A 22,052-nucleotide genomic window follows, 5' to 3' on the forward strand; every position below is an offset into this window, starting at 1 on the left:
CTTTTTTTTCTTTGTACATAGGCTACTAGCATGAAAAAGGAAAAGGAGTAGATTGAGATGAATGAGCATTATCCTTACCCTCATCAGCCGATGCGCCAGCAACCGTCTGTCCAGTTCCTCCCTCCGAATGTCGTCGGCAATTACGTCAACCAGTGGATTACGACTTCCATTTCCGGCTATGGTCAGGTCGTTGCCTACATTACTGATTTCAACCGGCAAAATGGGATGGTTTCGATGTTTTTGTATCAGCCCCCTTACTATCAGCCGCAGTTCCTGCAGGTCAGCCATGTCGATCTCGTCGGCATCGCTCCTTACTACGGCCCGATCCCGCCAAGACCGGGCATACCACCAGGTGGAGGCGGTGGATGGCACCCTGGCGGAGGCCAGGGAGGCGGATGGCCTCCTGGTGGAGGCCAAGGTGGCGGACATCATCCTGGCGGCGGGCAAGGCGGCGGCTTTTGGCCATGGTTATTCCAGCAAACGTTCGGTTCAGGTCAGCAGCAAGGATAAAGCTGCAGCACAGAAGCAGTGATAGCCTGCTTGTTTACAAAATGAACAAAAAATCTCCATTGCTCATCTAAAAGATGGGACAATGGAGATTTCATTTTCTAAACCTTATTCAGTTGTATCACCATTAGTATACATAAGCCTCCAGCATAAGCTGCATCACTTTCGCCACTTCCGCGCGTGTCACATCTCCCTTAGGATCGAAGACATTTCCCGGCTTGCCGTCAAGAATGTCGGCTTCCTGCAAGAGCTGAATCGCATCCGCCGCCCAGGCAGCTATCTGTGCATCGTCTTCAAATCCTTCGTAGCTATTTTGTGTTCCAGCTTGAATCCGGGCATGCTCCATAAAGCGTACGACCATTGTCGCCATCTCCTCGCGCGTCACTTCGCGATTCGGGGCGAACTGACCGTTGCCGGTTCCATTGACGATGCCATGCTCGCTGGCGTAAGCAATATACGGTGCATAATAAGCCTCCGCATTCACATCGGTGAATCCGCCAGATCCTGCATTACTTTCTTCTACGCCAAGCAGTCGGCCAAGTACGGTCGCAAGCATTCCTCTCGTCATCGAACCGTTTGGCGCGAATTCATTCTCCGATACACCTACGAACATTTCCCTTGCCGTCACAAAGTTGACGTGCTCATCCGACCAATGTCCAGGCGTGTCCGTGAAGGATTTCTCATTGTTTCCGACCGTGAACGTCCCTGAGCCATCGGCGATGAACACGATTTGTCCGTCCACAACTCTCGATAGCGGCACGATCACTCGACCTTCATCCGTCACTTTGTAAACAACAAGGCCGTTAGCGGCTTCCTGCTCATAAGGAACCGACACCGTCACTTTACCGGTAAAATCAGCTACTTCCTCACCGTCCGACAGCAGCTTCACCGTTCTCACCGGCTGGCCATTGACCTGTGCACCTTGTCCAATTTCAATGCTTAGATCGCGCCCCGCAAGCTGAGCGATCGTCTCCGCATCAATCGTCATGTCGCCAAGTGGAGTTTGAACGACGACTGAATGACCGTCCTGAACGATTTGATTGACAGAGTTATTGTCCAAACTGACGTTAATATTTTCCGTCTCCGGTGAAGCTTCTACCTTGATCGCGACAGCTTCTCCTTCACGTTCTACTGTCACCTCGTCCACTTCATTCTGGTCAAACCCTACCTCTACTCCAAAATCGTTCTCTTCCTCATTCCCTGGCTCTGATCCGTCACCAGGCTCCTGATCAGCTGGCGGTGGGGTTGATCCTCCACCACCTGGACGTGATGATCCACCGCCTCCACTTCCACCACCAGAACCTCCACCTTGGTCTTGGTCCTTATCCTTATCTTCATCTTCATCCTTTGGCGGTGTAGGATTATCATAAAGATTCAACGGCATCGTAAACTGGTTTCTCTCACGATAGAAAAGGTCATATTTGACCGAGTACCAATTGACCTCCACGTCATTGCTGCCTTCCTTGAACGTCATCATCATGATCATGCCAAGATCTCTAGGTTCCATGTATTGGGAGTCCGCCAGCACATTCTGCACAACATTGCCATTCACGCCGATGTCTTCTCTTACGACGATATCGGGATAACCAATATGGCCGGACAGAGCGAGCACGATATTGTCATGCTTGCTGACGAACTCTTCCCAGATTTCAGGGCCGTCCATGGCATCACTAAAATAGTGCCTGTTAGAGTGATGATGATCCGTGCTAATAAACTCTCCGTTATGGTACATATACGTATGTGTTGTTACAATGACTCGCTTGTCCGGATTCTCCGCCACGACTTCGTTGGCCCACTCCAACACTTCGGCAGTTGGCGCGAATTCAAGTGAAATAACCATATATTCCACGTCGCCAAGCTCGTAGAAATGATAGGTGTTCTCCATCTTGCCTTCTACCATCGCCCCGCCAAAGGTCGGCTCTTCTGAATATTTGCTGTAAGGGAAATGATTATTGAAATTTGTGTAATCCCGATTCAACCCGTTCCGAACGACGTCATGATTGCCCGTCGCCAAAACATAAGGAATGACACCATCCAGATAAGAGTAGGATTCAGCAGCAACCTCCCATTCCGTTATGCTGTTTGGGGTATCGACAATATCGCCAACGCTGATCGCCAAATCGATATTCAGCTCTTCCGCATTATCTCTCATCCAGGCAAAATAGTTTCTCATCCCCTCAGGAAACTGACGCGCCATATATTGTGTATCCGGAAGAACGGCGATTCTGTAGTCGCCATCAGGAAAATCTGCCGGCTGCCACGTAAAAGCCCCTGGATCAAAAACAATCGCATCATTTTGCTGCGCCGAGTTGTCCGGATAGAGGTCGTCAACCCTCTCATCCAGCTTCCAGTTGCCGATTAGTCCGTCCTCATTTCCAGTCAAAAACGTATTGTAATTCTGCTGGATCTCTTCTGCCGTCCGCACCGTTGACCAGACGCGAACATCGGCGATTTCCCCTCCGAACGCCATTGTAGGTGTCCCGTCGTCTTCATACCGGTAGTCAGAGCCGATCTTCAGACCGAGAGTACCTGCTTTGGACGGCAGCAACTCCGGCATCTCTTCATCATCACGAAGCGCTGCTGTATGCTCCTGCTTACCGTTAATATAAGTCGTTGCTGTGTTCTCTTCGTCATCCAGCACTATCGCGACATGAACCCAATCGCCCCGATTGATGCTGACACCGTTGGCAATATAGTTCAAGGTATTGTCCTTAATGCCTTTCCAATAAAGTCTCGGCGTACTGTTGTTGTAAACTTCGAAGCTAAATTCCGGGATATCATCGTAAGAACCGCCCCAGTAGTTTCCGAGAATAACACCGACTCGTTGGCTGCCCGGCGTATTGACTGGTACGTTCAGCCATGCCTCAACCGTTCGAGGCCCTTCCTCCATGATGTCTGTAGCCAAGTCCGTACGTCCATCGGCAAAATCAATACCGGTTCCTGTAAACTCGCCTTGATATGGCGCCTCATATCCTTTCGCCACACCGTTGATATTGCCCGCTTTGTCATGAACGATAGGCTGTTCCTCGGTCAGGTCTACTTTATCCAGCTCCCAGAGGTGCATCAAGCCCGCTTCACCGCCCTGAAGCTCAGTATCTCTATTCTCTGTTAGCTCATCAAGAGTACGCACCTCGCTCCACAAGCGTACTTCTTTAACCTCAGCGCTCATATGCAGGCCATTCCTTGGATCCGTGCCGATGCTGTGAAGATGATTCAAATCAAACTGTGCAGGTAAATCCGTGGCAAACGCTTCATGCACAATTTTGCCGTTCAAAATGAAAGTCACTGTGTCCTTCTCTGCATCCCGGATCCAAGCGAGGTGAACCCATTCGTCAGTCGGAACAACGGCATCCGTCCGCATGTTTCTTGTTTCATTGGATACCTCGTAATAACGTAATGTGTTGTCAGACCAAAGTTCGATGCTAAAGGATGGATTGGAAGCAGCGGAATAATTACCAAACAATATTTGGCGTTCATTCCGGTCTGGCTCAAATTTCGCGATCATCTCAAACGTTGCCGGGACATTTTCCAACGGTTGCTCAAGTTCTACAGAGTTTTGCCTGTTCGGGTCAAACACCAGCCCTTTCAAACTTTCTGATTCTTCGGCTAAGACGGTAGTCAGGCTGAAGCTTTGCACAATTAACGTTACTAACACCATCCACGTCACGATCCACCTTTTTTTGAACATGCTTTGTTCCTCTCCTTTTTTAGAATCTGCTATCTATGTGCAACAGGGTCTGTCAGCTTGCTGCGCGTTGTGACAGGAGAAAAAAAGCGGCTTTCTCCTCTGCGCAGTAGGTCAAAGCAAATTCAATGTTCATTCAATTCTGTCGATTGGAGATGCAAATATAGCTGAACTTCCTCGACTTTCGCCGGCAATCTGTCGAGTATGCCGCGCCATTATTGCTCTCTTTTGGCTTTGGTGAACAGCAGAATTTTTCGACCTCCCTACTGAATGACCCATGGGATAGTAAGTCAGAGATTCATATCCCTTGTTCAATCCGAATATATTAAAAACAGTATTTTAACGCAATTGTTTTTGCGTTTTTTTGCAATATCTTAACATCACTTCATATTAAAAAAGGAATAATAGTGTATTAACCCTTAATATTATAAAAATTCCAATTTTTCGTACGGAACATTACAAATAACAATTGAAATGAAATATAAAATTAACAGCATCTTCAACAAAGTTAATCTTTCTTTCACAGCAAAAAAGCATTCGACCCTGTGGAGTGGTGTCGAATGCTTTACATGGCTACTCGTTTTTTAAAGAATATAAAATCAACATTATCTATGTACAATCTTTACCTCTGCTTTGCTATATGCGGCGATTGTCTCTTCGTTTACCGAGGAATCGGTAATGATCATATCAATGCCCTCCAGTGGGCATACGTTGAGGTATGATACTTTTTCGAACTTACTGGAGTCAGCAGCGATAATTGTTTGTCGTGCATTTTCCATCATTGCTCGTATAATATCAATCTCATGAATGCGGAAGTCGGTCAGTCCTTTGCTTAGCGAAATCGCATTGATGGAAATAAACGCCTGATCAATATTGTAGTTTCCAATGTCCTCCTCACACTTCTTACCATAAAGCGCGTATTCCTCCTGATCGAGAATCCCTCCTGGAACGATGATGGTAAACCCGGGTTTATGAGAGAAGTGTTCGATAATGCGCAGGCCATTGGAAATGACCGTCAACCGCTCGAAGCTCTCCGCCAGCTTCTTCGCGATTTCCATTGTCGTCGTGCCGGCGTTCAACGCAATCGCTTGCCCCTCCGAGACATATTCACAGGCCAGCTCAGCAAGCTCCATTTTTTTCTCTTTATTTTTGCTTTCCCGATAGGAGAATACATTTTGATCGCCCCGATTCTCGGGTAAAATGGCGCCGCCGTGCACACGTTTCAACAGCTTTTTCGTTTCCATATTTTCCAGGTCACGCCTTACCGTATCGATTGATACATTGAGCACATGAACTAGTTCCGTTACTTTGACGGAGTCGTTTTGTTTTAGTAGGTTCAGTATTTTTTTATAGCGCTCTTCCTGCAACATCCTAACCGCTCCTAACTTCGAATATCATTTGCGACAATCTCAGTATAGCGGCGAAAGTTCCGCTGCTCAAGGTAGTTTTCTGTTTTTTCTCTTATTTTGCGACTTTCCCCGTGCATTTTCGTGGTTCCCCAAAAATCAGGCTTTCATTTCTGGCAAAATAACAGCTTTCCACGAAGAAAGAGGCTGGAGCAAAAGGTAAAAAAACAACCTTTTATTCCAGCCTTTTTTGTTAGGATAATGACAAAATATTGTAGCCGCTATCGACATGGAGCATTTCCCCGGTCATGCCGCGCGACAGGTCACTCATTAGAAATAATGCCGTATCGCCGACTTCTTCCTGCGTTGTCGTCCGGCGCAGCGGCGCGCGCTCTTCAATTTCCTTCAAGACATCATTGAAGCCGCCGATTCCTTTTGCGGCTAGAGTGCGGATTGGGCCTGCTGAGATCATATTGACGCGGATATTATCCTTCCCAAGATCATTGGCCAAATATTTTACGCTTGCATCAAGCGACGCTTTGGCGACGCCCATAACATTGTAGTTACGGACAACCCGTTCTCCTCCCAAGTAAGTGAGAGTAACGACGCTGCCTCCTTCCGTCATGAGCGGGCGCGCTGCCTTGACAACAGCTGTCAACGAATACGCACTGATGTTATGAGCTAGCAAAAACCCTTCCCGCGTCGTATTCAAATACTCACCTTCAAGTTCCTCTTTATTGGCAAAGGCGATGCAATGGGCGAGACCATGAATGACGCCCACTTCCTCTTTGATTTGCGCAAACGTTTTCTCGATTTCCTCATCGTTTGTCACATCACACGGTAAAATCAGGTGATCTTCCCGTTCCAGTGTCTCAACAAGGTCGCGGACATTTTTCTCGAGGCGTTCTCCGGCAAAAGTAAAGATGAGGCGCGCGCCGGCATTCGCCAATGATTGTGCAATTCCCCAGGCAATACTGCGCTTATTCGCGACACCCATCACCACATATGTACGATCAGCTAAAGATAGTTGAATCATTTGTTTTCCCCCATTGCGAGTTGTTATTAATACCAAGTACTAAGAATTATATCATACCTTTTTGTTCTATAGATAGGTTCGACACAAACTGATTGATTCCTTTGAGTAAAACAGCCGTTATTCATAGCGGCTGCTGAAAAAGTACGATTTTCACTTTTTCAGCAGCTTCACTGGCCTCTTATTCATATGACTTTTTCCCCAAGACAGTGCGCGGCACCGCTGTTCCTCTTGTTCCGCGCAAATCAACCGGCTCCGGTTCCGGCGGATAGAACATAATAAAGCTTTCGGGTCCGGAATGGGCGAGCGTTCTCGGTAGGCTTTCCAGCTGTGGATGCCAGGCGACCGTCCCTCTGCGGGCGCTGAACACGACGACGATGTCATCGCGGCGGAGTAACGGCATATATGTCTCGTGCCATTCATTCCATGAGCTCAACTGCTGCCAGGACACCTGAACATTTGGCCTGACTTCCTGAAAGCTTTCTTCATAACTAGCGATTGAATCTTTCATAACAAAGCAGGCGATCGTCGCTCCGACCTGGTTCGCGATTTGCTTAGCATGGCGCACCGCTTCATAATACCCAGGCTTATGATCAAAGCCTGACGGAATCAGAATGACGATCCTTCTTGTCGTATTTAAGGAGTGACCCAGCTTTGCCACCATAATCATCTGCGTGGAACGTTCAAGTAAATTATCAAGAATGCCGCCGAATATTTTTTGCGGCGTTGACAGCTTACCGTTCCAGCCAATTACCGCTGTCGTAATCCGTGATTCCTCAAGCGCCCTCATCATCCCGCGGGTGACATTGGAATCCGCTCTCGTCAGCATGTGAACCGGCACCTCCGCACCCGACGCATACGCAACCGCATTTTCGAGCAGCTTCTCAGCCTGAGCGAGGCGGGCTTGTGCTTCTCCCCTGCCCGCCTCGGCCACGGCAAGCACATAGAGCGGCTGTGGGGACGGTCCGCGAACGATAAAAGCCAAATCGAGCAGCGAGGCCATCGTTTGTGGGTTGGCCACCGGAACGATGACCCGTTCCGGCGCGGTATTCGGCTCATATGGCCGCTGTTCTTCCTTGACGGCAATGATGCGCGAAAATTTTTCAACCGTATAAGGCCCGATCATACACGTAATTAAAATCATCACAATGACACCATTAACCGTCGCCTGATCAAACAAGCCAAGGTCAAACCCGACAAGAGTCGCTGCCAGCGTCGCCGCAGCCTGCGGGATCGACAGGCCGAAGATCAGCTTAATTTCCTCCGTCGAATAATGAAAGATCTTTCCTGAAACCCAGGCCGCCAAAAACTTTCCGGTAATGACGAGGACGACAACGATCGCTGCCATGATCCAGGCGGACGGATCGTTAAACAAAATCCGCAAATCCATCAGCATCCCGACCGAGAGCAAAAAGAACGGAATAAAGATCGAATTACCGATAAACTTAATTCGGTTCATCAGCGTCCCCTGTTCCAAAATAAAGCGATTGAGCGCCAGTCCGGCGAGAAAGGCTCCGATAATCGGTTCAAGCCCGATCACGGTTGCAAAAAAAGCCGCCACAAACAGCATCGTCATCACAAAAATGTACTCCAATGACCCTTCACTGGCAAACGTCCGGAAAAAGAAGGTCGCAACAAGCGGAATGACAATAAAAATAGCCGCTACATATAAGCCGAGTGAGACGATCAGCACAAACCAAAAATTTGCCGTCAGCTCCCCTTGTGTAGCGCCGGCAACGACAGCCAGCACAAGTAAGGCTAACGTATCTGTCATGATCGTCCCACCGACTGCTGTAGTAACGGCCTTGTTTTTCGAAATCCCAAGCCGACTGGCGATCGGATAAGCAAGCAACGTATGTGAACCAAGCAAAGAACCTAATAATATCGCGGCACCAAGCGTATAACCATATAGATAAGTCGCAATCAGACCAAGAAGAAAAGGAATGGTGAATGATAAAGTACCAAATACTAAGCTCCGTGTACGATACTTCTTAAAACCGTCCAGATCAATTTCCAAACCGGCAATAAAAATGATATACAACAGGCCGACTGTGCCTAACAAAATAATGGTCGGATCGCGATCAAGCAAACCGAAGCCATTTGGGCCGATGGCCACTCCCGATAAAATCAAACCTATAATGCCGGGGATTCTCAGCTTTTCCATCAAAAGGGGAGCTAATAAGAAAATCACCATCGAAATGGCAAAAATTAATACAGGATCCGTAACCGGTTGAGAAAGCAAGCACATTCACACCCTTACCATTATTTCTGATAGTTTTTTCTATCTTAAGAAATTGTTTGATCTGCTGTCAACCGTCAACCCCTTTGGAAACCCTTTCATCATTAGCTTTTTTCATGAACAAGGTAGTTGTCTAAAACGTAGCGAATCGCTATGATGAAACTGACGAAGGAAGGTGCTGGAAATGAAACTGGATGTCATTGGCGATATTCACGGCTGTTATGAGGAATTGTCTTCATTACTTAAAACATTAGGCTATGATGCCGCGAACGGCTTCGCTCATCCAGATGGGCGGAAGCTTGCTTTTGTCGGGGATTTAACGGACCGGGGTCCCGATTCCGTTACTGTCATAACGACCGTCGGTCAGCTCGTGGGCGCAGGCCAGGCATTTTATGTACCAGGCAATCACTGTGATAAACTGTACCGCTATTTTCTGGGACGCAACGTTCAAATCCGGCACGGGCTGGAAACAACCGTCGCCGAACTGAAGGCTCTCTCTAAAAAGGAATACAAGAAAGTGCGCGATCAATTTATGACATTGGTGGAGAGCGCGCCGCTCTATCACGTCCTCGATCACGGAAATGTCGTCATCGCTCATGCCGGCATTCGCGCTGAAGATATTGGCCGGACGAGCAAGCGTGTTAAATCGTTTGTCCTTTACGGCGATGTAACAGGAGAAACACATCCCGACGGCACGCCGGTCAGACGCGATTGGGCGATCAATCATCAGGATGGGCCGTGGATTATTTACGGTCATACTCCGGTAAGAGAGCCTCGCTTTCTCGGCCGGACGGTCAATATTGATACGGGCTGTGTCTTCGGCGGGCATCTCTCCGCCCTGCGCTATCCGGAAATGACTGTATGCCAGGTGCCTTCGACGATGCCTTTTGTCGAAGAAAAATTTCGCAGCTTTGACTAGCCGAGCAGCGTCTTCATATCACCGGGAAGCGGCTGCTCAAACACAAGAATCTCCTCCGTAAATGGATGCTCCACCTCCAGCCGGTAGCAATGGAGCGCCTGCCGCTTTATCTGCTCAACCGGGCCTCCGTACAGATCATCGCCGAGCAGGGGATGTCCTACATGAGAAAAATGAACGCGAATTTGATGTGTTCTTCCCGTTTCGAGGGCGATCTTGACAAAGGTCGCATGCTCCAAATAAGCCTCAACTTCATAATGGGTAATCGCCCGCTGGCCACGCGCGTCAACTTGACGGGTGATAATGCTGTCATCCTGTCTGGCGATGGGAAGATCAATCGTCCCCCGCTCCTCGCTCAGCTTACCGGCGACAATCGCCAGATAGCGTCGTTTTAGCCGCCCCTGCTGCTGCAATTTGGAGAGCCGGTCGTGGGCAAAACGATGCTTGGCAACGACAAGCAAGCCGGATGTGTCTTTATCAAGCCGGTTAACAGCATGGAACGTCGCCGGGATGGCTTTTTCCTGATAATAACCGAGTACGGCATTAGCGAGCGAATGCCTCGGGTGTTCGCGTGAAGGAATGGTCGCCATCCCGGCCGGCTTATTCAGCACGAGCAGATGACTGTCTTCATAAACGATTTTCAGCTCAAGCTTCTCCGGCTGCATCGACGGGCTAACTTCCTCCGGCGGCAGTTCAACAGTGACGCGATCTCCTTCATAGACGGTAGCCCTGACGGTTGCTTCGCGTCCATTAAGCAAAATCCGCCCTCCATTAAATTTAATATCAGCCAACGTCCGCTTCGACAGCTGGCACCCCTCTCGTAAAAAAAGCCGAAGCAACTGCTGATCACAGTCGCTTCCGACAATCCAGTCCACCTTTGCTGTATACTTATTCACGGATAAACGACTCCTTCACCCGCTTCCAGAAAGGAAACGGACGGAATCTGGCGAAACGGACCTTCTCCTCGGCAACACGGCATTGCAACGATTTGATCCGCTGATATTTAAAAGAATAATGATCGATCGTCACTTGAATATCGACATCGTTTAATGGCTTCAGCAAACAGGTATGGTGCTGCGGCAGAACGAGCGGCGAGCCGATCGTCCGATAGACGCGGTTATTGATCGAGGCCATTTCCGCGATTTGAATCGAAGCAAGCGACGGATGAAGAATCGCCCCGCCAAGCGCTTTATTATACGCGGTGCTTCCGGAAGGAGTCGAAATGCATAACCCGTCGCCACGAAACACTTCAAATGTATCTCCCTTAATTTCGACAGTACTGACCAGAGAGCCTTCGATGCTCTTGATCGTGCATTCATTGAGCGCCAGATGACGCTCGGCTTTAAGGTCGCCCTCATGGCGGACAATTACTTCCAGCAAAGGATATTCCACGATCTGATAAGGGGTTTTGGCAATATGAATCACAAGCTTTTCGACTTCATCCGGCACCCAGTCCGCATAAAAACCGAGATGCCCCGTATGTATCCCGACAAAAGCCGTATTCTCCAGCCGGTCGCTGTAATCATGAAAAGCCTGTAAAAGCGTGCCGTCGCCTCCTACCGTAATCACCATTTCAGGAGCCTGTTCATCATACGTTAAGCCGAAGTCTAATAAATAGCGTTTAATTCGTTGTTGCAATGTGTTTGAGACATCGTCTCCTCTGGACGTCACTGTAAATTTCATCACATGGCTCCTCCTTCACCTTATAGCTTGCGCTCCTGCTCCTGCTTTGTTGTAATAATCTGCTGAGCCTCGCGCACTTCATCGCGAATAATCGACATTTCCTCATCAAGCCGGAATGCAGCTTCGGCCGCCCGTTGCAGCCTCATTTTAATATCCTCTGGAATTTCACCGCTATACTTATAATTTAAGGAATGCTCGATCGTCGCCCAGAAGTTCATCGCCATCGTCCTCACCTGCAGCTCGACGAGGATTTTTTTCTCTCCTTCAATCGTCTGAACCGGATAACAGAGAACCAAATGATAAGAGCGGTAGCCGCTCGGCTTCTTTTCGGCGACATAATCGCGTTCTTCCATGATCTCAAAATCCTTGCGCCGCCGAATTAAGTCCACAACTGTTTCAATATCTTCGACAAATTGCGTGACGATGCGGACGCCGGCCAAATCCTGCATGTCTTCCTCCAGCCGGTCCAGCGGAATATTCTTCCGTTTGGCTTTATCCAAAATACTGGAAACAGGCTTCACTCTACCAGTGACAAACTCTATCGGCGTGTGCTTCGATGATTTTTGATACTGCTCGCGGATTCCTTTTAACTTTACTTTCAACTCCTCAACTGCTTGTTTATAAGGCGTTAAAAAAACATCCCAATTGCTCATTCAATCACCGTCCGATTTTTCTATGAATCTTGACCGAAAATCTCCTCGACAGCATTTTCAAGCTCTTCGCCGTAATTGCTGTTTCCTTTAATATTTTCCGTTAAGAAAGCCAGCTCCTCCACCAGCCCGGTCAACTTCACTGTCACTCCGTTCCCCAGGTCGAGGCCGAGCCCGCTCTGCTGCACATAGATTTCATGCAAGCTTGCCCACGTAGGCTGCGGAAAGCTCACATAATAAAATTGTTCTTCATCTTCTATTATGTAAATAAACGCCAGCTGATCCGAATCAACGAGCATTCGTTCTCCGGCTTTTAATGCTTGCGCGCGCTCTTTTGCAATCTGTTCAGCTATTGACGCAACATATTCGCCCTGCTGCTTTTCAATTTTTTCAACAACAAACTTTTTCATTCTGTACCTCCACTTATCACTAGCTTCATTTTCCATGAGATTCCTATTTTAGTTTAACATATTTCAATGAGCAATACGCAGCAAAGGGCATTGTCGGATAGATACAGGTATGCGATAATAAAGGATAGGAAGAATCAGAACGTTGAACAGGTTGTGATGGAATGAGCCAGGAGATTGAAATGGAGGTCAAGTCCATTTTAGATAAACAAGCCTTTACAGCTTTGCTTAATGGCTTTCAATTGACGGCGGACCAGGCAGTCACCCAGCATAATCATTATTTTGAAACCGCGTCATTCGCGTTGAAGGAACAAGGCGCGGCCTTGCGAGTGCGTGAAATTGCCGGGGCTTACACATTGACGTTAAAACAGCCTCACCAGGACGGAAAGCTCGAAACGCATCAGCCTTTAGATGCCGTTGAATGGGAGCAGCTGAAAGAAGAGCAGCGGTTTCCGAACGGGGATGTTTATCAGCAGCTCTCCTCGCTGAAGATCCCGCTGGCGGAGCTTGCTTACGCCGGAACGTTGACGACAAAGCGGATTGAGCTTGCATACAAAGGCGGTCTGCTCTGCTTTGATGAAAGTCATTTTTTCGATCAGGTCGATTATGAAATTGAATTTGAAGGAATGAGCCTGACCCATGCGGAAGAAACCCTTTCACAGCTTTTACAGCAATACGGGATTTCCGCCAGCCCGGCTGAAAATAAAGTGAGGCGCTTTTTCCGCCGCAAACATCAATTGGCTGACTTTGAACAGCATCCGTAATCCTTAGAAAAGAGGTGTCCATATGAATCTGTCGTTTCTTCAGCAGCTGAATGCCATTCAGTCATTGCCGTTAGGCACATCGTCTGCAAGCCGGCAAACGGAGCCGCTCCCCTCGCTTTTTTCTGCTTTCCTGCAGGAGCAGCTGAACTCGCTCTCCTTCCAGCAAGAAGAGGAAGTGAACAGAAAAGCCGATCTCTTTCTCGATCCCGCCCTGCAGCAGCGCTTCCTGCAATTGCAAAGCTCAGCGTCGGATCGGACAAGCTATCAGCCTGTCACACAGACCGCTGAACTGAACTGGACCACTACATTGCCTGATCGTTCAGCCCGCTTTCAGCCTTTGATTGAGGCAGCTGCCAAAAAATACGATCTTGATCCGAAGCTGATCCATGCTGTCATTCAGCATGAGTCCAATTATAATCCAACGGCCAAGAGTGCTGCCGGAGCAGGCGGGTTAATGCAATTAATGCCTGGAACCGCTCGGTCGCTGCAAGTCCAAAACATTTACGATCCGCAGCAGAACATTGACGGGGGAGCAAACTATTTGCGACAGATGATTGACCGCTACAACGGTGACATCAAGCTTGCCCTCGCTGCTTATAATGCCGGCCCGGGCAATGTCGACCGCTATGGCGGCATCCCGCCATTTAAAGAAACACAGGCCTATGTCCCTAAAGTTTATAATACGTATATGAACGTGTAATAAGGCAGGCGCTTCGGAGACGTGACAAATCTAGCTTTGACCAAGGGCAGGGCAAAAGGTAAAAACGACCTTTTGCCTTGCCCTTCTTTTTGTGTTGCTGTCGTTTTAGCTTATGTCAAAAGGGCTAGTCCTTCGCACGACAACGTTTGATGCTTCCCTCTCCTTATTCCTAAGCTCCAATGAAAACAACGGCTTCTCTCTGAATAAAGATACTATTTGCTCCATCTTCCCTGTGATCGAGACAGCTTGGAATCATGAAATTTGCCGTACGCGGCTGAGGTTGCTACAATATGTACATAGTTACTATTATAGATACTGAATTTTCTTACAGAGTAAGGAGCACTTATATGATGTCTGATCACCATCCCACACCTTATGAGGCTTTAGGCGGAAGCGAACAGCTTTCGGCTTTGGTTGACCGTTTTTATTCTTATGTTGGCAAGCACCCTGACCTGGCCCATCTCTTTCCTGAGGATTTGACTGAAACAGCCCGTAAACAGAAGCAGTTTCTCACCCAATTTCTCGGAGGGCCGGCCTTATATACAGAAGAACATGGCCATCCGATGCTTCGCGCAAGGCATATGCCGTTTGTCATTACCCCTGTACAGGCCGAAGCGTGGCTGGCTTGCATGAAAAAAGCAATGAATGATGTGGGAATTACCGGGCCGATTTACGACTATATACTTGAGCGCCTTACGATGACAGCCCACCACATGGTGAACCACCCCTCATCTTAGAAAGGAGAATGACCATTGAACCAAAAAGATACATCTTCAGCTTGTGATCAGCAGCTTGGCGTTTGTGGTCTCGATCCTACGCAAAAACATGAATGGAAGCGGCCTAAGCCAATTGAACTTTATACGTTTATTGATCCTCTATGTGCAGAGTGCTGGGGCTTTGAACCGACCCTTAAAAAGCTTCAGGTGGAATACGGTGCTTATTTTCGAATTCGCACACTTGTGGCAGGCCGCTTGCTCGCTTGGAATGCGTGCAAGCAATCGGCAACCGGTCTTGCCGCAAAAAAACAGGAGATTGCTTCCATTTGGGAGAAAACCGCCTCGCGTTCCGGTATGTCATGCGATGGCGATGTTTGGATGGAATTGGAATGGAATTCTCCATATTTAACGTCAATCGCCGTGAAAGCCGCCGAGTTACAAGGCCCTCACGCCGGTGCCCGCTTTTTGCGCAAGCTGCGGGAATACCTTTTTCTCGAGAAACAAAATATTACTGAAAAAGAAGTACTGTTGAAATGTGCGGCAGAAACCGGACTCGACTATGATGAATTTGAAAAAGACCTCAGTTCCTCCGCCGCGACAAAAGCGTTGCAATGTGACATCAAAACAACGAACGAAATGGGCGTCGAGGTGGTCCCGACCTTCGTTTTTTTCAACAATAATGTCGAGGATGAAGGAATCAAAGTAACAGGGCATTATGAGTATCACGTCTATGTCCAAATCCTTGAGGAAATGCTCGGCTTCACGCCGACTGCCTCTGCCCCGATCACGATTGAGCAGTTTCTCGAGCGCTACCGTTTTGTCGCCACAGCGGAGGTAGCCACTGTATTTGACTTGTCTGAGGAAGAAGCGGAGCGCCGTTTAAAAGCGCTTGTGCTCCAGCAGAAAGCTGAAGCGGTCCCGGTCAAACACGGCTTATTCTGGCGCATGATCAAAGAACCGAAATAATCGTATGGAGAATAGAAAACAGGAGGCTGGGCGAAAGGTTGTTTTTTTACCTTTCGCCCAGCCTTTTGTCTCAAGCTCGTTTTTGCCGTTAAACAGGCACTTCTATTGTTGAAGACTCGGACATATTGTGTGGTAGAGCCGATTTTGTAGACAGGGAAAGGAGACATATGATGAAATACTTTAGGCTTATTTCCGGACTGTTTCTCATGATCGTCAGCTTTTATTTCTTTCTTTTAGCGCTGATGAATTTAGTCCCTATCATCCTCGCCGGCCCGCTTTTGTTTCTTTCCATCGTCTGGACATTATCTCCGCTCGCTGCCTATAAGCGTTTCAAAGGCTTCCGTCCGTAAAAAAACCCTACAAGCGGCGCGCGGAGCCGCTGCCATTCCTCAAATGCCAAACAGGCTATCCCGGCCTCCGTTTATTCCGTCGCTTCCAGCAGCCGCTCCATCTCCGTCAGCGTTGCTTCAAAGACGGACAATGCCTGTTCAATTGGCTCAGGCTTTGTCATATCGACGCCGGCGTGCTTCAGAATATCGATCGGATATGCCGAGCTACCCGCTTTTAAGAAGTCGAGATAACGCTCAACCGCCGGCTGCCCTTCTTCCAGCACTTTCTTTGATAAAGCAGCAGCGGCGCTATAGCCGGTCGCATATTGAAAGACATAAAAATTGTAGTAAAAATGCGGGATACGCGCCCACTCAAGACCGATTTCCTCATTGATGACGATATCGTCGCCAAAATACTTCACATTCAGGTCATAATACGTTTGCGTCAGTAAATCAGGTGTCAACGCTTCTCCGTTCGCCGCCTTCTCATGGATCACATGCTCAAATTCAGCGAACATCGTCTGGCGAAAGACCGTTCCTCGGAAGCCTTCCAAATAATGATTCAGCAAATAAAGCTTTTCCTGCGGATCTGTTGTCTTTTTAACAAGATAATCATTCAACAGGGCTTCATTCAGTGTTGACGCCACCTCGGCGACGAAAATCGTATAATCGCCGTATAAATATGGCTGATGCTTACGCGTGTAATAGCTATGCAAGCTATGCCCAAATTCATGCGCCAAGGTAAACAAGTTATTCACATTATCCTGCCAATTCATCAAAATATAAGGCATCGTACCGTAGGAACCGGAGGAATAAGCACCGCTTCGTTTCCCGATATTTTCTTCGACATCGACCCAACGGTTGTCAAACCCTTCTTTAACGATCGACACATACTCTTCCCCTAGCGGCTCAACCCCTTTTATGACAAGCTCCTTAGCCTCTTCGTAAGAAAATTCCATTTTCACATCCTTCACAAGCGGCGTATAAAGATCGTACATATGGAGTTCATCAACGCCCAACACACGCTTGCGCAGCCGGACATAACGGTGAAGCAGGTCAAGGCGGTTATGGACGGCCTCGATCAGCTGATCATAGACCACTTCCGGGATGTGATTTTTACTTAACGCCGCCTGGCGCGCTGAATCGTATTTTCTGACATTCGCATAAAATAAATCGCGCTTCACCTGGCCGCTTAACGTGGCAGCGAATGTGTTTTTATATTTGTCATACGTTCCGTACACCGCTTTAAAAGCTTCCTCGCGCACACGACGGTCACTGCTTTCCAAAAAGCGCACGTATCGGCCATGCGTCACCTCGACCTCTTCGCCGTCTTCGTCTGTAATCGTCGGGAATTTCATATCGGCATTGTTCAGCATCCCAAAGACATTGCTTGGATTATTCGTCACTTCAGCAGCCTGGGCTAAAATCGCTTCCTCGTTCTCAGAGAGCACATGAGGACGCTCTTCGTTCAATTCGGCAAACATTTGCTTATAGAGCTGAAGACCTTCGTGATCACTAATAAATTGGTTAATCAATGTTTCTTCAAGCGCCAACAGCTCCGGAACGATAAAAGAGGCAGCCTGGCCGACTTGCGTAGCGAGGCTCGCGGCGCGGTCATGTAACCCCTGATAGAAGGAATTTGTCGTATCCTGGTCATAGCGCATATGGGCATAGGCGTACAATTTCCCGAGCTTCTCCGTTATTTCATTTTGCTTCTCAAGCGCAGCGTACATCGTCTCGGCAGAGTCACCTAATGTCTGCTTAAAAGCGGTTAACTGTGGAAGCTGGCTCTGAATTTCCTTGAAGGCTTGCTCCCACTCCTCATCCGTCGCAAAGATCGCCTCTAAATTCCACGTATTCTCAACTGTCACTTCTTCTCTTTTTTTGACACGCTTTGTCATAAATTGATCGGACCTCCATGTTGGCAAAAATTTAAAAATCAGGACGCCCTCCTTCTTAATCTGAGCAAGACGCCCCTTTTTGTTCTCTGTTATATATTCGCTTTTTTTGAATTGATTCCTTTATTGTCCCCGGAATTCTCCGCTTCATCCTCCAGCTTGAAACACTTCCGCCCATACGCCGCGTCCAGCCGGAAGGCTTCCTCGATTGTCCGTGGTATAACGATGTTCCGCGCTCGTTTAAAGCGTTCCACTCCCGCCTGCTCTAAATAACCAATTTGGCAAAGCCAGGACAGGTAGCCTTTCACTGCCTGAATCCAGCCTGCCTCCTCGTGAATCTGGCGTCTCGAAAAAAGGCCATTCAACATATAAGGCTGAATGCAGCGGCTGACCATTTGCAAGGTGAAGGTGTTACTCAACGGCTGGTGCTCAAGGCATTCGAGCAGGAGAAAGGTTTGCCAATAATAAGGAGGGGCTTCAAAATAATAATAATGCGGTGACGGCCAGCCGGCTTCAACCGGAAAGAGGTTACGCGAGAGAGAATAGCGGTATAAAAGCTGGAGGAAGTATGCTTCCAATCGACTTCGGTAAGAAAAGGGATGCTGATAGCGCCAATGCTTTTTGATTTCAAGCCATTTTTGCTTCACAGTGGGCACTTGTGCCGGCTGTTGGAAAAGATCGGCAGGCTGAGTCGCTTGTAAGGGGGATTGCTGCAATGTGGCGAGTGAACGGGTTGCGGATATGGGAGTGATGTGCTGGAGAAAAACGAACGATTGCTGTTCTGGGCAGTAATAGCTCAGGCTGAGGTTATCAGGGGGATAATGGCGAAATGCATGCCATTCGAAGGCTTGAATCGAGTAAGTGAAAGAACGTTGACGTTTGAGACGGTTACCGCCTAATAACCAGATCGGGCTAATGCCGACTTCATGATAGCCGCGAGAGCGCTTGGCGATTAAAGAAACGGGAATCGGGGAGCATTGGAATTCGATGGCATACAGCCGTTGCTGATAGCGGACGAGTAAATCGGGGCGCTGATGAATGAGCGGGAGATATACTTCCAGCCCTACATCGAGAGAATGGCCTTTCAGCCAGTAATAGAGCTGCTTTTTTCCTTCCAGATGATAGGGTGTCTCCGCCTCGAGCATCGCTTTGCACACCGACTTTGTGCGATGGGCGAAGTGCCACTGTCGTTTGCCGCCAAGCTTTAACAGGAGCGGCTCTTTGCACGAGCGGCAATAAAAGTCTTGTTCACGCCGGAGCTTCTTCAGTTCAGCCAGCTGCCAGCCTTCCAGGAGAGAAATCGTTGTACCATCCTGAAATTCTGCTGTAAACATTATGTCACCACCTTTATCGAACTGTAGCTGACTACTTCGAGCCGTTTTGCCAAAATCCTGCAAAAAAATTTTTATTCTCCATGAAAGTGAAGGTCTTTCATGGAGAACGTAACGAGCGAAGCCGGGGCCTTCCCTGCATCTTCCTGCAAATGTTCAAGTGACATTACAACAATGGTGACAACAAGCGCGATGTTGATTCGATCAAGCGATAAAAAATAGAACGATTGCGGAAAAGTTCAAAGCTGAGCTGGTTTGAGTGCTCAAGGTCATAGACAAAATCACTAACGAGCTTTGTGACGCTTTTCGTCCGGTAAAGATACGCGTTCACTTCAAAATTCAAATGAAAGCTGCGCATATCCATATTGGATGTGCCGATCGATGCCAGCTCATGGTCAACGATGATCAGCTTGCTATGCATAAAGCCGCGGTTATACTCATAAATTTTCACTCCTGCTTCCAGCAGCTCAGGGAAATAAGAGCGTGAAGCGTGAAAGACAATCCGTTTATCCGGCCGGTTGGGGACAAGGATACGGACATCTATTCCGGAAAGGGCGGCAATTTTTAACGCGCTCAATATGTCATCATCGGGAATAAAGTACGGGCTGGCGATCCAGACGTTTTTCTTAGCCGATGTAATCATCGAAAAGAAAAGCTTCTTATTGACTTCCCATCTCGTATCAGGCCCGCTGGCGATCATCTGCACGCCTCCATCGGCTTTCATCGACGTTAAAATAGGTGACAAATACGTCGGGTTGAGAATTTTTTTACCAGTTTGATAATACCAATCCTGCAAAAAAATCAACTGCAACGTTCGCACTGCTTCTCCCCTGACATAGAGATGCGTGTCACGCCAATAACCGAAGTATTTGTGCTTCCCTAAATATTCATCGCCGATATTAAGGCCGCCGACAAATCCGACAATGCCGTCAATCACAATGATTTTACGATGATTGCGGTAGTTCAATTTATGATTTAAAAACGGCAGCCTCACTTTCGCAAAAGCGGCTACCTCGACACCGGCAGCCTTCAGCTCCTCTATATAGGCTTTCGACAATCGCCAGCTCCCGACAGCATCATATAAAAAGCGGACTTCAATGCCGGCTTTCGCTTTCTCAATTAGCACCTGCTTTATTTCCTGGCCGATGCCATCATCCCGGACAATATAATATTCCAGGTGAATATGATGGTCAGCCATTCTCAGCGCCTGTAAAATATTGGCGAACGTTTCTTTCCCGTCAGTCAGCACCTTCGTTTCACTCGCAAACGAAATCGGATTGTGCCCAAGGCGATGGGCGAGCCGGAACAGCAGCTGCTGATGGTCTCCCATTTTCCGCAGCTGGTCTTCATTTAACTGCTTCGTTCCTTCAATTTGGCGAAACGCTTCTTCATCCTCAATCGCCTTCATCGAAAAGGAGCGCTGTTTCCGGTGATTCTGCCCAAACAGCAAATAAAAAAAGAACCCGAATAACGGGAACGCTGCCAACACGACGAGCCACGTTACTGTTTTCGTCGGATGTCTGTTTTCAAAGAAAATCACGACCGCGATAAACGCGACCGAAAGCGTAAAAGCAATACTAATCGTCCCGACAATCCATCCCTGTAAGAAAAAACGCGACATATACAAGAAAGCCAGAACAAGCGCTAAAAAAGCCAAAATATTGAATCGATTCTTCATATAAAGTCTCCTGGCTGAATACTTGGCTTATTCATCCGGAAAAAGCGGACAAAGGCTTTTCCCCCGAATCAACCTGCAACATTTTATCCAATCTGTAAAAAAAGCGAGCTGATTGCCTAAGTAATCAACTCGCTCTACCTGAATTACTGAGAAAAAGAAGTTCGAATCACCGGAAGTGCATTGGCCTTCACAATCTCTTTACCGTATTCCATTATTCTGTAAATCGAAATGTCTGATTCGAAACCATATTCCAGTATTTGACTAAGCATGTCATCCTGCTGATCTTCGTTATATGTTTCATCGTCGAAAATAACGTGAAGATAATAAGTACCTTCAAAATGATAAAGCTCGTTGTGCAAGTCGTTTATATGGAAATTATGACTTAAGGAAATCACATCTTCAAAATCGTTAAAGCCGATGACGATTTCTAGTGGTTCGCCAGTCTTGTCTACCTTGCCTTCAGCATTGCCAGACATCAGGTCAACCAGATCCTGTTCATCATGATCCTTATCATGCGTCACCGGAATTTCCAGCTTGACATTTCCGCCGGAAACTTGACCTCTCGTCACGACAATTTCAAGCCCTTTATCTAAGGCGTGAACTTGAATCCACAACGGACCGTCCAATTCAAATTCATCATTATCGCTGGCCTCGTTCATCATTTCGAAGAAGAGCTCTTCTCCACGCTCACGATTGTACCAGATTTCATCTCTGTCAAATCCTCTGTCTTCAATATCTTTATACGTGATAAAAAATTTAATGGTCGTATCATTGACGCGTTCAATATCCATGTTCGCTCTCCCTCCTACTCGAGTCATTGGTTAATGGATTCATCCAGCAAACACCTTTCTTACGTTATACCCGTAAACCTTTCGATCAATCAACCTTGAATGAGCAGAGAACGTATGGGCTGGCTGGTCAGCAAATGGATGATCTGCTTTCTTCTATTTTATGATAAATCCTTTGAAAATGGAAATCTAAAAGCTGCATTTTTCTCCGATTTTTCAGAAAAAAATACCCTTCAAGTCTGCAAAACCCCGCCATGACAGGATTTCCTCCATTCCATTTTCATTAAAAAACTTCTCCTTTTCTCATCATAAAATCACTGCCTTAACCATATGGTGATTCTATAGACGAATAAGACAAGCCTTTCTTAATTTTTTATTGTCACTGATACATATATGAATTGTCAATGATTTTTATG

The 22,052-nt window shown here is 47.6% G+C and carries 19 protein-coding genes; 7 read left to right on the top strand and 12 right to left on the bottom strand.

Going from position 1 to position 22,052, the window contains the following annotated elements; genetic code table 11:
- Positions 1–57: 57 nt before the first annotated feature.
- On the top strand, positions 58–510 hold the full coding sequence (locus M3202_RS16050) for a hypothetical protein (RefSeq protein WP_251224314.1): 453 nt from the start codon (positions 58–60) through the stop codon (positions 508–510).
- A gap of 124 nt (positions 511–634) precedes the next feature.
- Here the strand turns inward: M3202_RS16050 and M3202_RS16055 are convergent, their stop codons facing one another.
- The 4 genes from M3202_RS16055 to M3202_RS16070 form a co-directional block, all read right to left on the bottom strand.
- Complete coding sequence (locus M3202_RS16055) at positions 635–4,195, bottom strand: LamG-like jellyroll fold domain-containing protein (protein WP_251224315.1); 3,561 nt, start codon at positions 4,193–4,195, stop codon at positions 635–637.
- Between the two features lie 602 nt (positions 4,196–4,797).
- Positions 4,798–5,562, bottom strand: coding sequence for a DeoR/GlpR family DNA-binding transcription regulator (locus M3202_RS16060; protein ID WP_251224316.1), 765 nt, complete (start codon positions 5,560–5,562; stop codon positions 4,798–4,800).
- A gap of 229 nt (positions 5,563–5,791) precedes the next feature.
- Positions 5,792–6,571, bottom strand: coding sequence for an enoyl-ACP reductase FabI (fabI, locus tag M3202_RS16065; protein WP_251224338.1), 780 nt, complete (start codon positions 6,569–6,571; stop codon positions 5,792–5,794).
- Between the two features lie 181 nt (positions 6,572–6,752).
- Positions 6,753–8,819, bottom strand: a complete 2,067-nt coding sequence (locus M3202_RS16070; protein WP_251224317.1) for a cation:proton antiporter — start codon at positions 8,817–8,819, stop codon at positions 6,753–6,755.
- A gap of 175 nt (positions 8,820–8,994) precedes the next feature.
- Here M3202_RS16070 and prpE point away from each other — a divergent pair, with 175 nt between their 5' ends.
- Positions 8,995–9,729 carry a bis(5'-nucleosyl)-tetraphosphatase PrpE gene (gene prpE, locus M3202_RS16075; RefSeq protein WP_251224318.1) on the top strand — a complete coding sequence of 245 codons (735 nt, stop codon included), beginning with the start codon at positions 8,995–8,997 and terminating at the stop codon, positions 9,727–9,729.
- Here prpE and M3202_RS16080 read toward each other — a convergent pair.
- From M3202_RS16080 to M3202_RS16095, 4 genes are read right to left on the bottom strand one after another with little or no spacing between them, the layout of a single operon-like run.
- Entirely contained in the window at positions 9,726–10,622 is an 897-nt protein-coding gene (locus tag M3202_RS16080; RefSeq protein ID WP_251224319.1) for an RluA family pseudouridine synthase, read from the bottom strand. The genes prpE and M3202_RS16080 overlap by 4 nt on opposite strands.
- Complete coding sequence (locus tag M3202_RS16085; RefSeq protein ID WP_251224320.1) at positions 10,615–11,409, bottom strand: NAD kinase; 795 nt, start codon at positions 11,407–11,409, stop codon at positions 10,615–10,617. The genes M3202_RS16080 and M3202_RS16085 overlap by 8 nt, the downstream gene beginning before the upstream one ends.
- Positions 11,410–11,429: 20 nt before the next feature.
- On the bottom strand, positions 11,430–12,062 hold the full coding sequence (gene yjbM / locus M3202_RS16090; protein WP_251224321.1) for a GTP diphosphokinase: 633 nt from the start codon (positions 12,060–12,062) through the stop codon (positions 11,430–11,432).
- Positions 12,063–12,082: 20 nt separating this feature from the next.
- Positions 12,083–12,469, bottom strand: a complete 387-nt coding sequence (locus tag M3202_RS16095) for a UPF0738 family protein (protein WP_251224322.1) — start codon at positions 12,467–12,469, stop codon at positions 12,083–12,085.
- A gap of 179 nt (positions 12,470–12,648) precedes the next feature.
- Between M3202_RS16095 and M3202_RS16100 the strand changes: the two genes are divergently transcribed.
- From M3202_RS16100 to M3202_RS16120, 5 genes are all read left to right on the top strand, one after another.
- Positions 12,649–13,230 carry a CYTH domain-containing protein gene (locus M3202_RS16100; protein ID WP_251224323.1) on the top strand — a complete coding sequence of 194 codons (582 nt, stop codon included), beginning with the start codon at positions 12,649–12,651 and terminating at the stop codon, positions 13,228–13,230.
- A gap of 22 nt (positions 13,231–13,252) precedes the next feature.
- Complete coding sequence (locus M3202_RS16105; RefSeq protein ID WP_251224324.1) at positions 13,253–13,930, top strand: lytic transglycosylase domain-containing protein; 678 nt, start codon at positions 13,253–13,255, stop codon at positions 13,928–13,930.
- 350 nt (positions 13,931–14,280) lie between these two features.
- Positions 14,281–14,667 (top strand): globin domain-containing protein, encoded by a 387-nt coding sequence (locus M3202_RS16110; protein WP_251224325.1) that lies wholly within the window; start codon positions 14,281–14,283, stop codon positions 14,665–14,667.
- Positions 14,668–14,682: 15 nt separating this feature from the next.
- The gene (locus M3202_RS16115) at positions 14,683–15,612 is read left to right on the top strand and encodes a ClpXP adapter SpxH family protein (protein WP_285890548.1); all 930 of its coding nucleotides are present in this window, start codon (positions 14,683–14,685) and stop codon (positions 15,610–15,612) included.
- 170 nt (positions 15,613–15,782) lie between these two features.
- Positions 15,783–15,962 carry a hypothetical protein gene (locus tag M3202_RS16120; protein WP_251224326.1) on the top strand — a complete coding sequence of 60 codons (180 nt, stop codon included), beginning with the start codon at positions 15,783–15,785 and terminating at the stop codon, positions 15,960–15,962.
- 71 nt (positions 15,963–16,033) lie between these two features.
- Here M3202_RS16120 and pepF read toward each other — a convergent pair whose 3' ends face one another.
- From pepF to mecA, 4 genes are all read right to left on the bottom strand, one after another.
- Entirely contained in the window at positions 16,034–17,842 is a 1,809-nt protein-coding gene (gene pepF / locus M3202_RS16125) for an oligoendopeptidase F (RefSeq protein ID WP_251224327.1), read from the bottom strand.
- An 89-nt stretch (positions 17,843–17,931) separates the two neighbouring features.
- On the bottom strand, positions 17,932–19,173 hold the full coding sequence (locus M3202_RS16130) for a competence protein CoiA (RefSeq protein ID WP_251224328.1): 1,242 nt from the start codon (positions 19,171–19,173) through the stop codon (positions 17,932–17,934).
- A gap of 163 nt (positions 19,174–19,336) precedes the next feature.
- Positions 19,337–20,848, bottom strand: a complete 1,512-nt coding sequence (gene cls / locus M3202_RS16135) for a cardiolipin synthase (protein WP_251224329.1) — start codon at positions 20,846–20,848, stop codon at positions 19,337–19,339.
- Positions 20,849–20,991: 143 nt separating this feature from the next.
- A complete protein-coding gene (gene mecA, locus M3202_RS16140; protein WP_251224330.1) occupies positions 20,992–21,639 on the bottom strand; it encodes an adaptor protein MecA in 648 nt (215 codons plus the stop codon).
- Positions 21,640–22,052: the final 413 nt, after the last annotated feature.

Origin of the sequence: Halalkalibacter oceani (assembly GCF_023715605.1) — a bacterium.
Classification (GTDB): Bacteria; Bacillota; Bacilli; order Bacillales; family Bacillaceae_D; genus Halalkalibacter; species Halalkalibacter oceani.

What these genes read in the sequence shown, in the direction of transcription:
- pepF (WP_251224327.1), bottom strand. Translation starts at nt 17,842, where the DNA reads ATGACAAAGCGTGTCAAAAAAAGAGAAGAAGTGACAGTTGAGAATACG.
- prpE (WP_251224318.1), top strand. Translation starts at nt 8,995, where the DNA reads ATGAAACTGGATGTCATTGGCGATATTCACGGCTGTTATGAGGAATTG.
- M3202_RS16095 (WP_251224322.1), bottom strand. Translation starts at nt 12,469, where the DNA reads ATGAAAAAGTTTGTTGTTGAAAAAATTGAAAAGCAGCAGGGCGAATAT.
- mecA (WP_251224330.1), bottom strand. Translation starts at nt 21,639, where the DNA reads ATGGATATTGAACGCGTCAATGATACGACCATTAAATTTTTTATCACG.
- M3202_RS16120 (WP_251224326.1), top strand. Translation starts at nt 15,783, where the DNA reads ATGAAATACTTTAGGCTTATTTCCGGACTGTTTCTCATGATCGTCAGC.
- M3202_RS16085 (WP_251224320.1), bottom strand. Translation starts at nt 11,409, where the DNA reads ATGAAATTTACAGTGACGTCCAGAGGAGACGATGTCTCAAACACATTG.
- M3202_RS16060 (WP_251224316.1), bottom strand. Translation starts at nt 5,562, where the DNA reads ATGTTGCAGGAAGAGCGCTATAAAAAAATACTGAACCTACTAAAACAA.
- yjbM (WP_251224321.1), bottom strand. Translation starts at nt 12,062, where the DNA reads ATGAGCAATTGGGATGTTTTTTTAACGCCTTATAAACAAGCAGTTGAG.
- cls (WP_251224329.1), bottom strand. Translation starts at nt 20,848, where the DNA reads ATGAAGAATCGATTCAATATTTTGGCTTTTTTAGCGCTTGTTCTGGCT.
- M3202_RS16110 (WP_251224325.1), top strand. Translation starts at nt 14,281, where the DNA reads ATGTCTGATCACCATCCCACACCTTATGAGGCTTTAGGCGGAAGCGAA.
- M3202_RS16070 (WP_251224317.1), bottom strand. Translation starts at nt 8,819, where the DNA reads ATGTGCTTGCTTTCTCAACCGGTTACGGATCCTGTATTAATTTTTGCC.
- M3202_RS16055 (WP_251224315.1), bottom strand. Translation starts at nt 4,195, where the DNA reads ATGTTCAAAAAAAGGTGGATCGTGACGTGGATGGTGTTAGTAACGTTA.
- M3202_RS16050 (WP_251224314.1), top strand. Translation starts at nt 58, where the DNA reads ATGAATGAGCATTATCCTTACCCTCATCAGCCGATGCGCCAGCAACCG.
- M3202_RS16105 (WP_251224324.1), top strand. Translation starts at nt 13,253, where the DNA reads ATGAATCTGTCGTTTCTTCAGCAGCTGAATGCCATTCAGTCATTGCCG.
- M3202_RS16130 (WP_251224328.1), bottom strand. Translation starts at nt 19,173, where the DNA reads ATGTTTACAGCAGAATTTCAGGATGGTACAACGATTTCTCTCCTGGAA.
- M3202_RS16100 (WP_251224323.1), top strand. Translation starts at nt 12,649, where the DNA reads ATGGAGGTCAAGTCCATTTTAGATAAACAAGCCTTTACAGCTTTGCTT.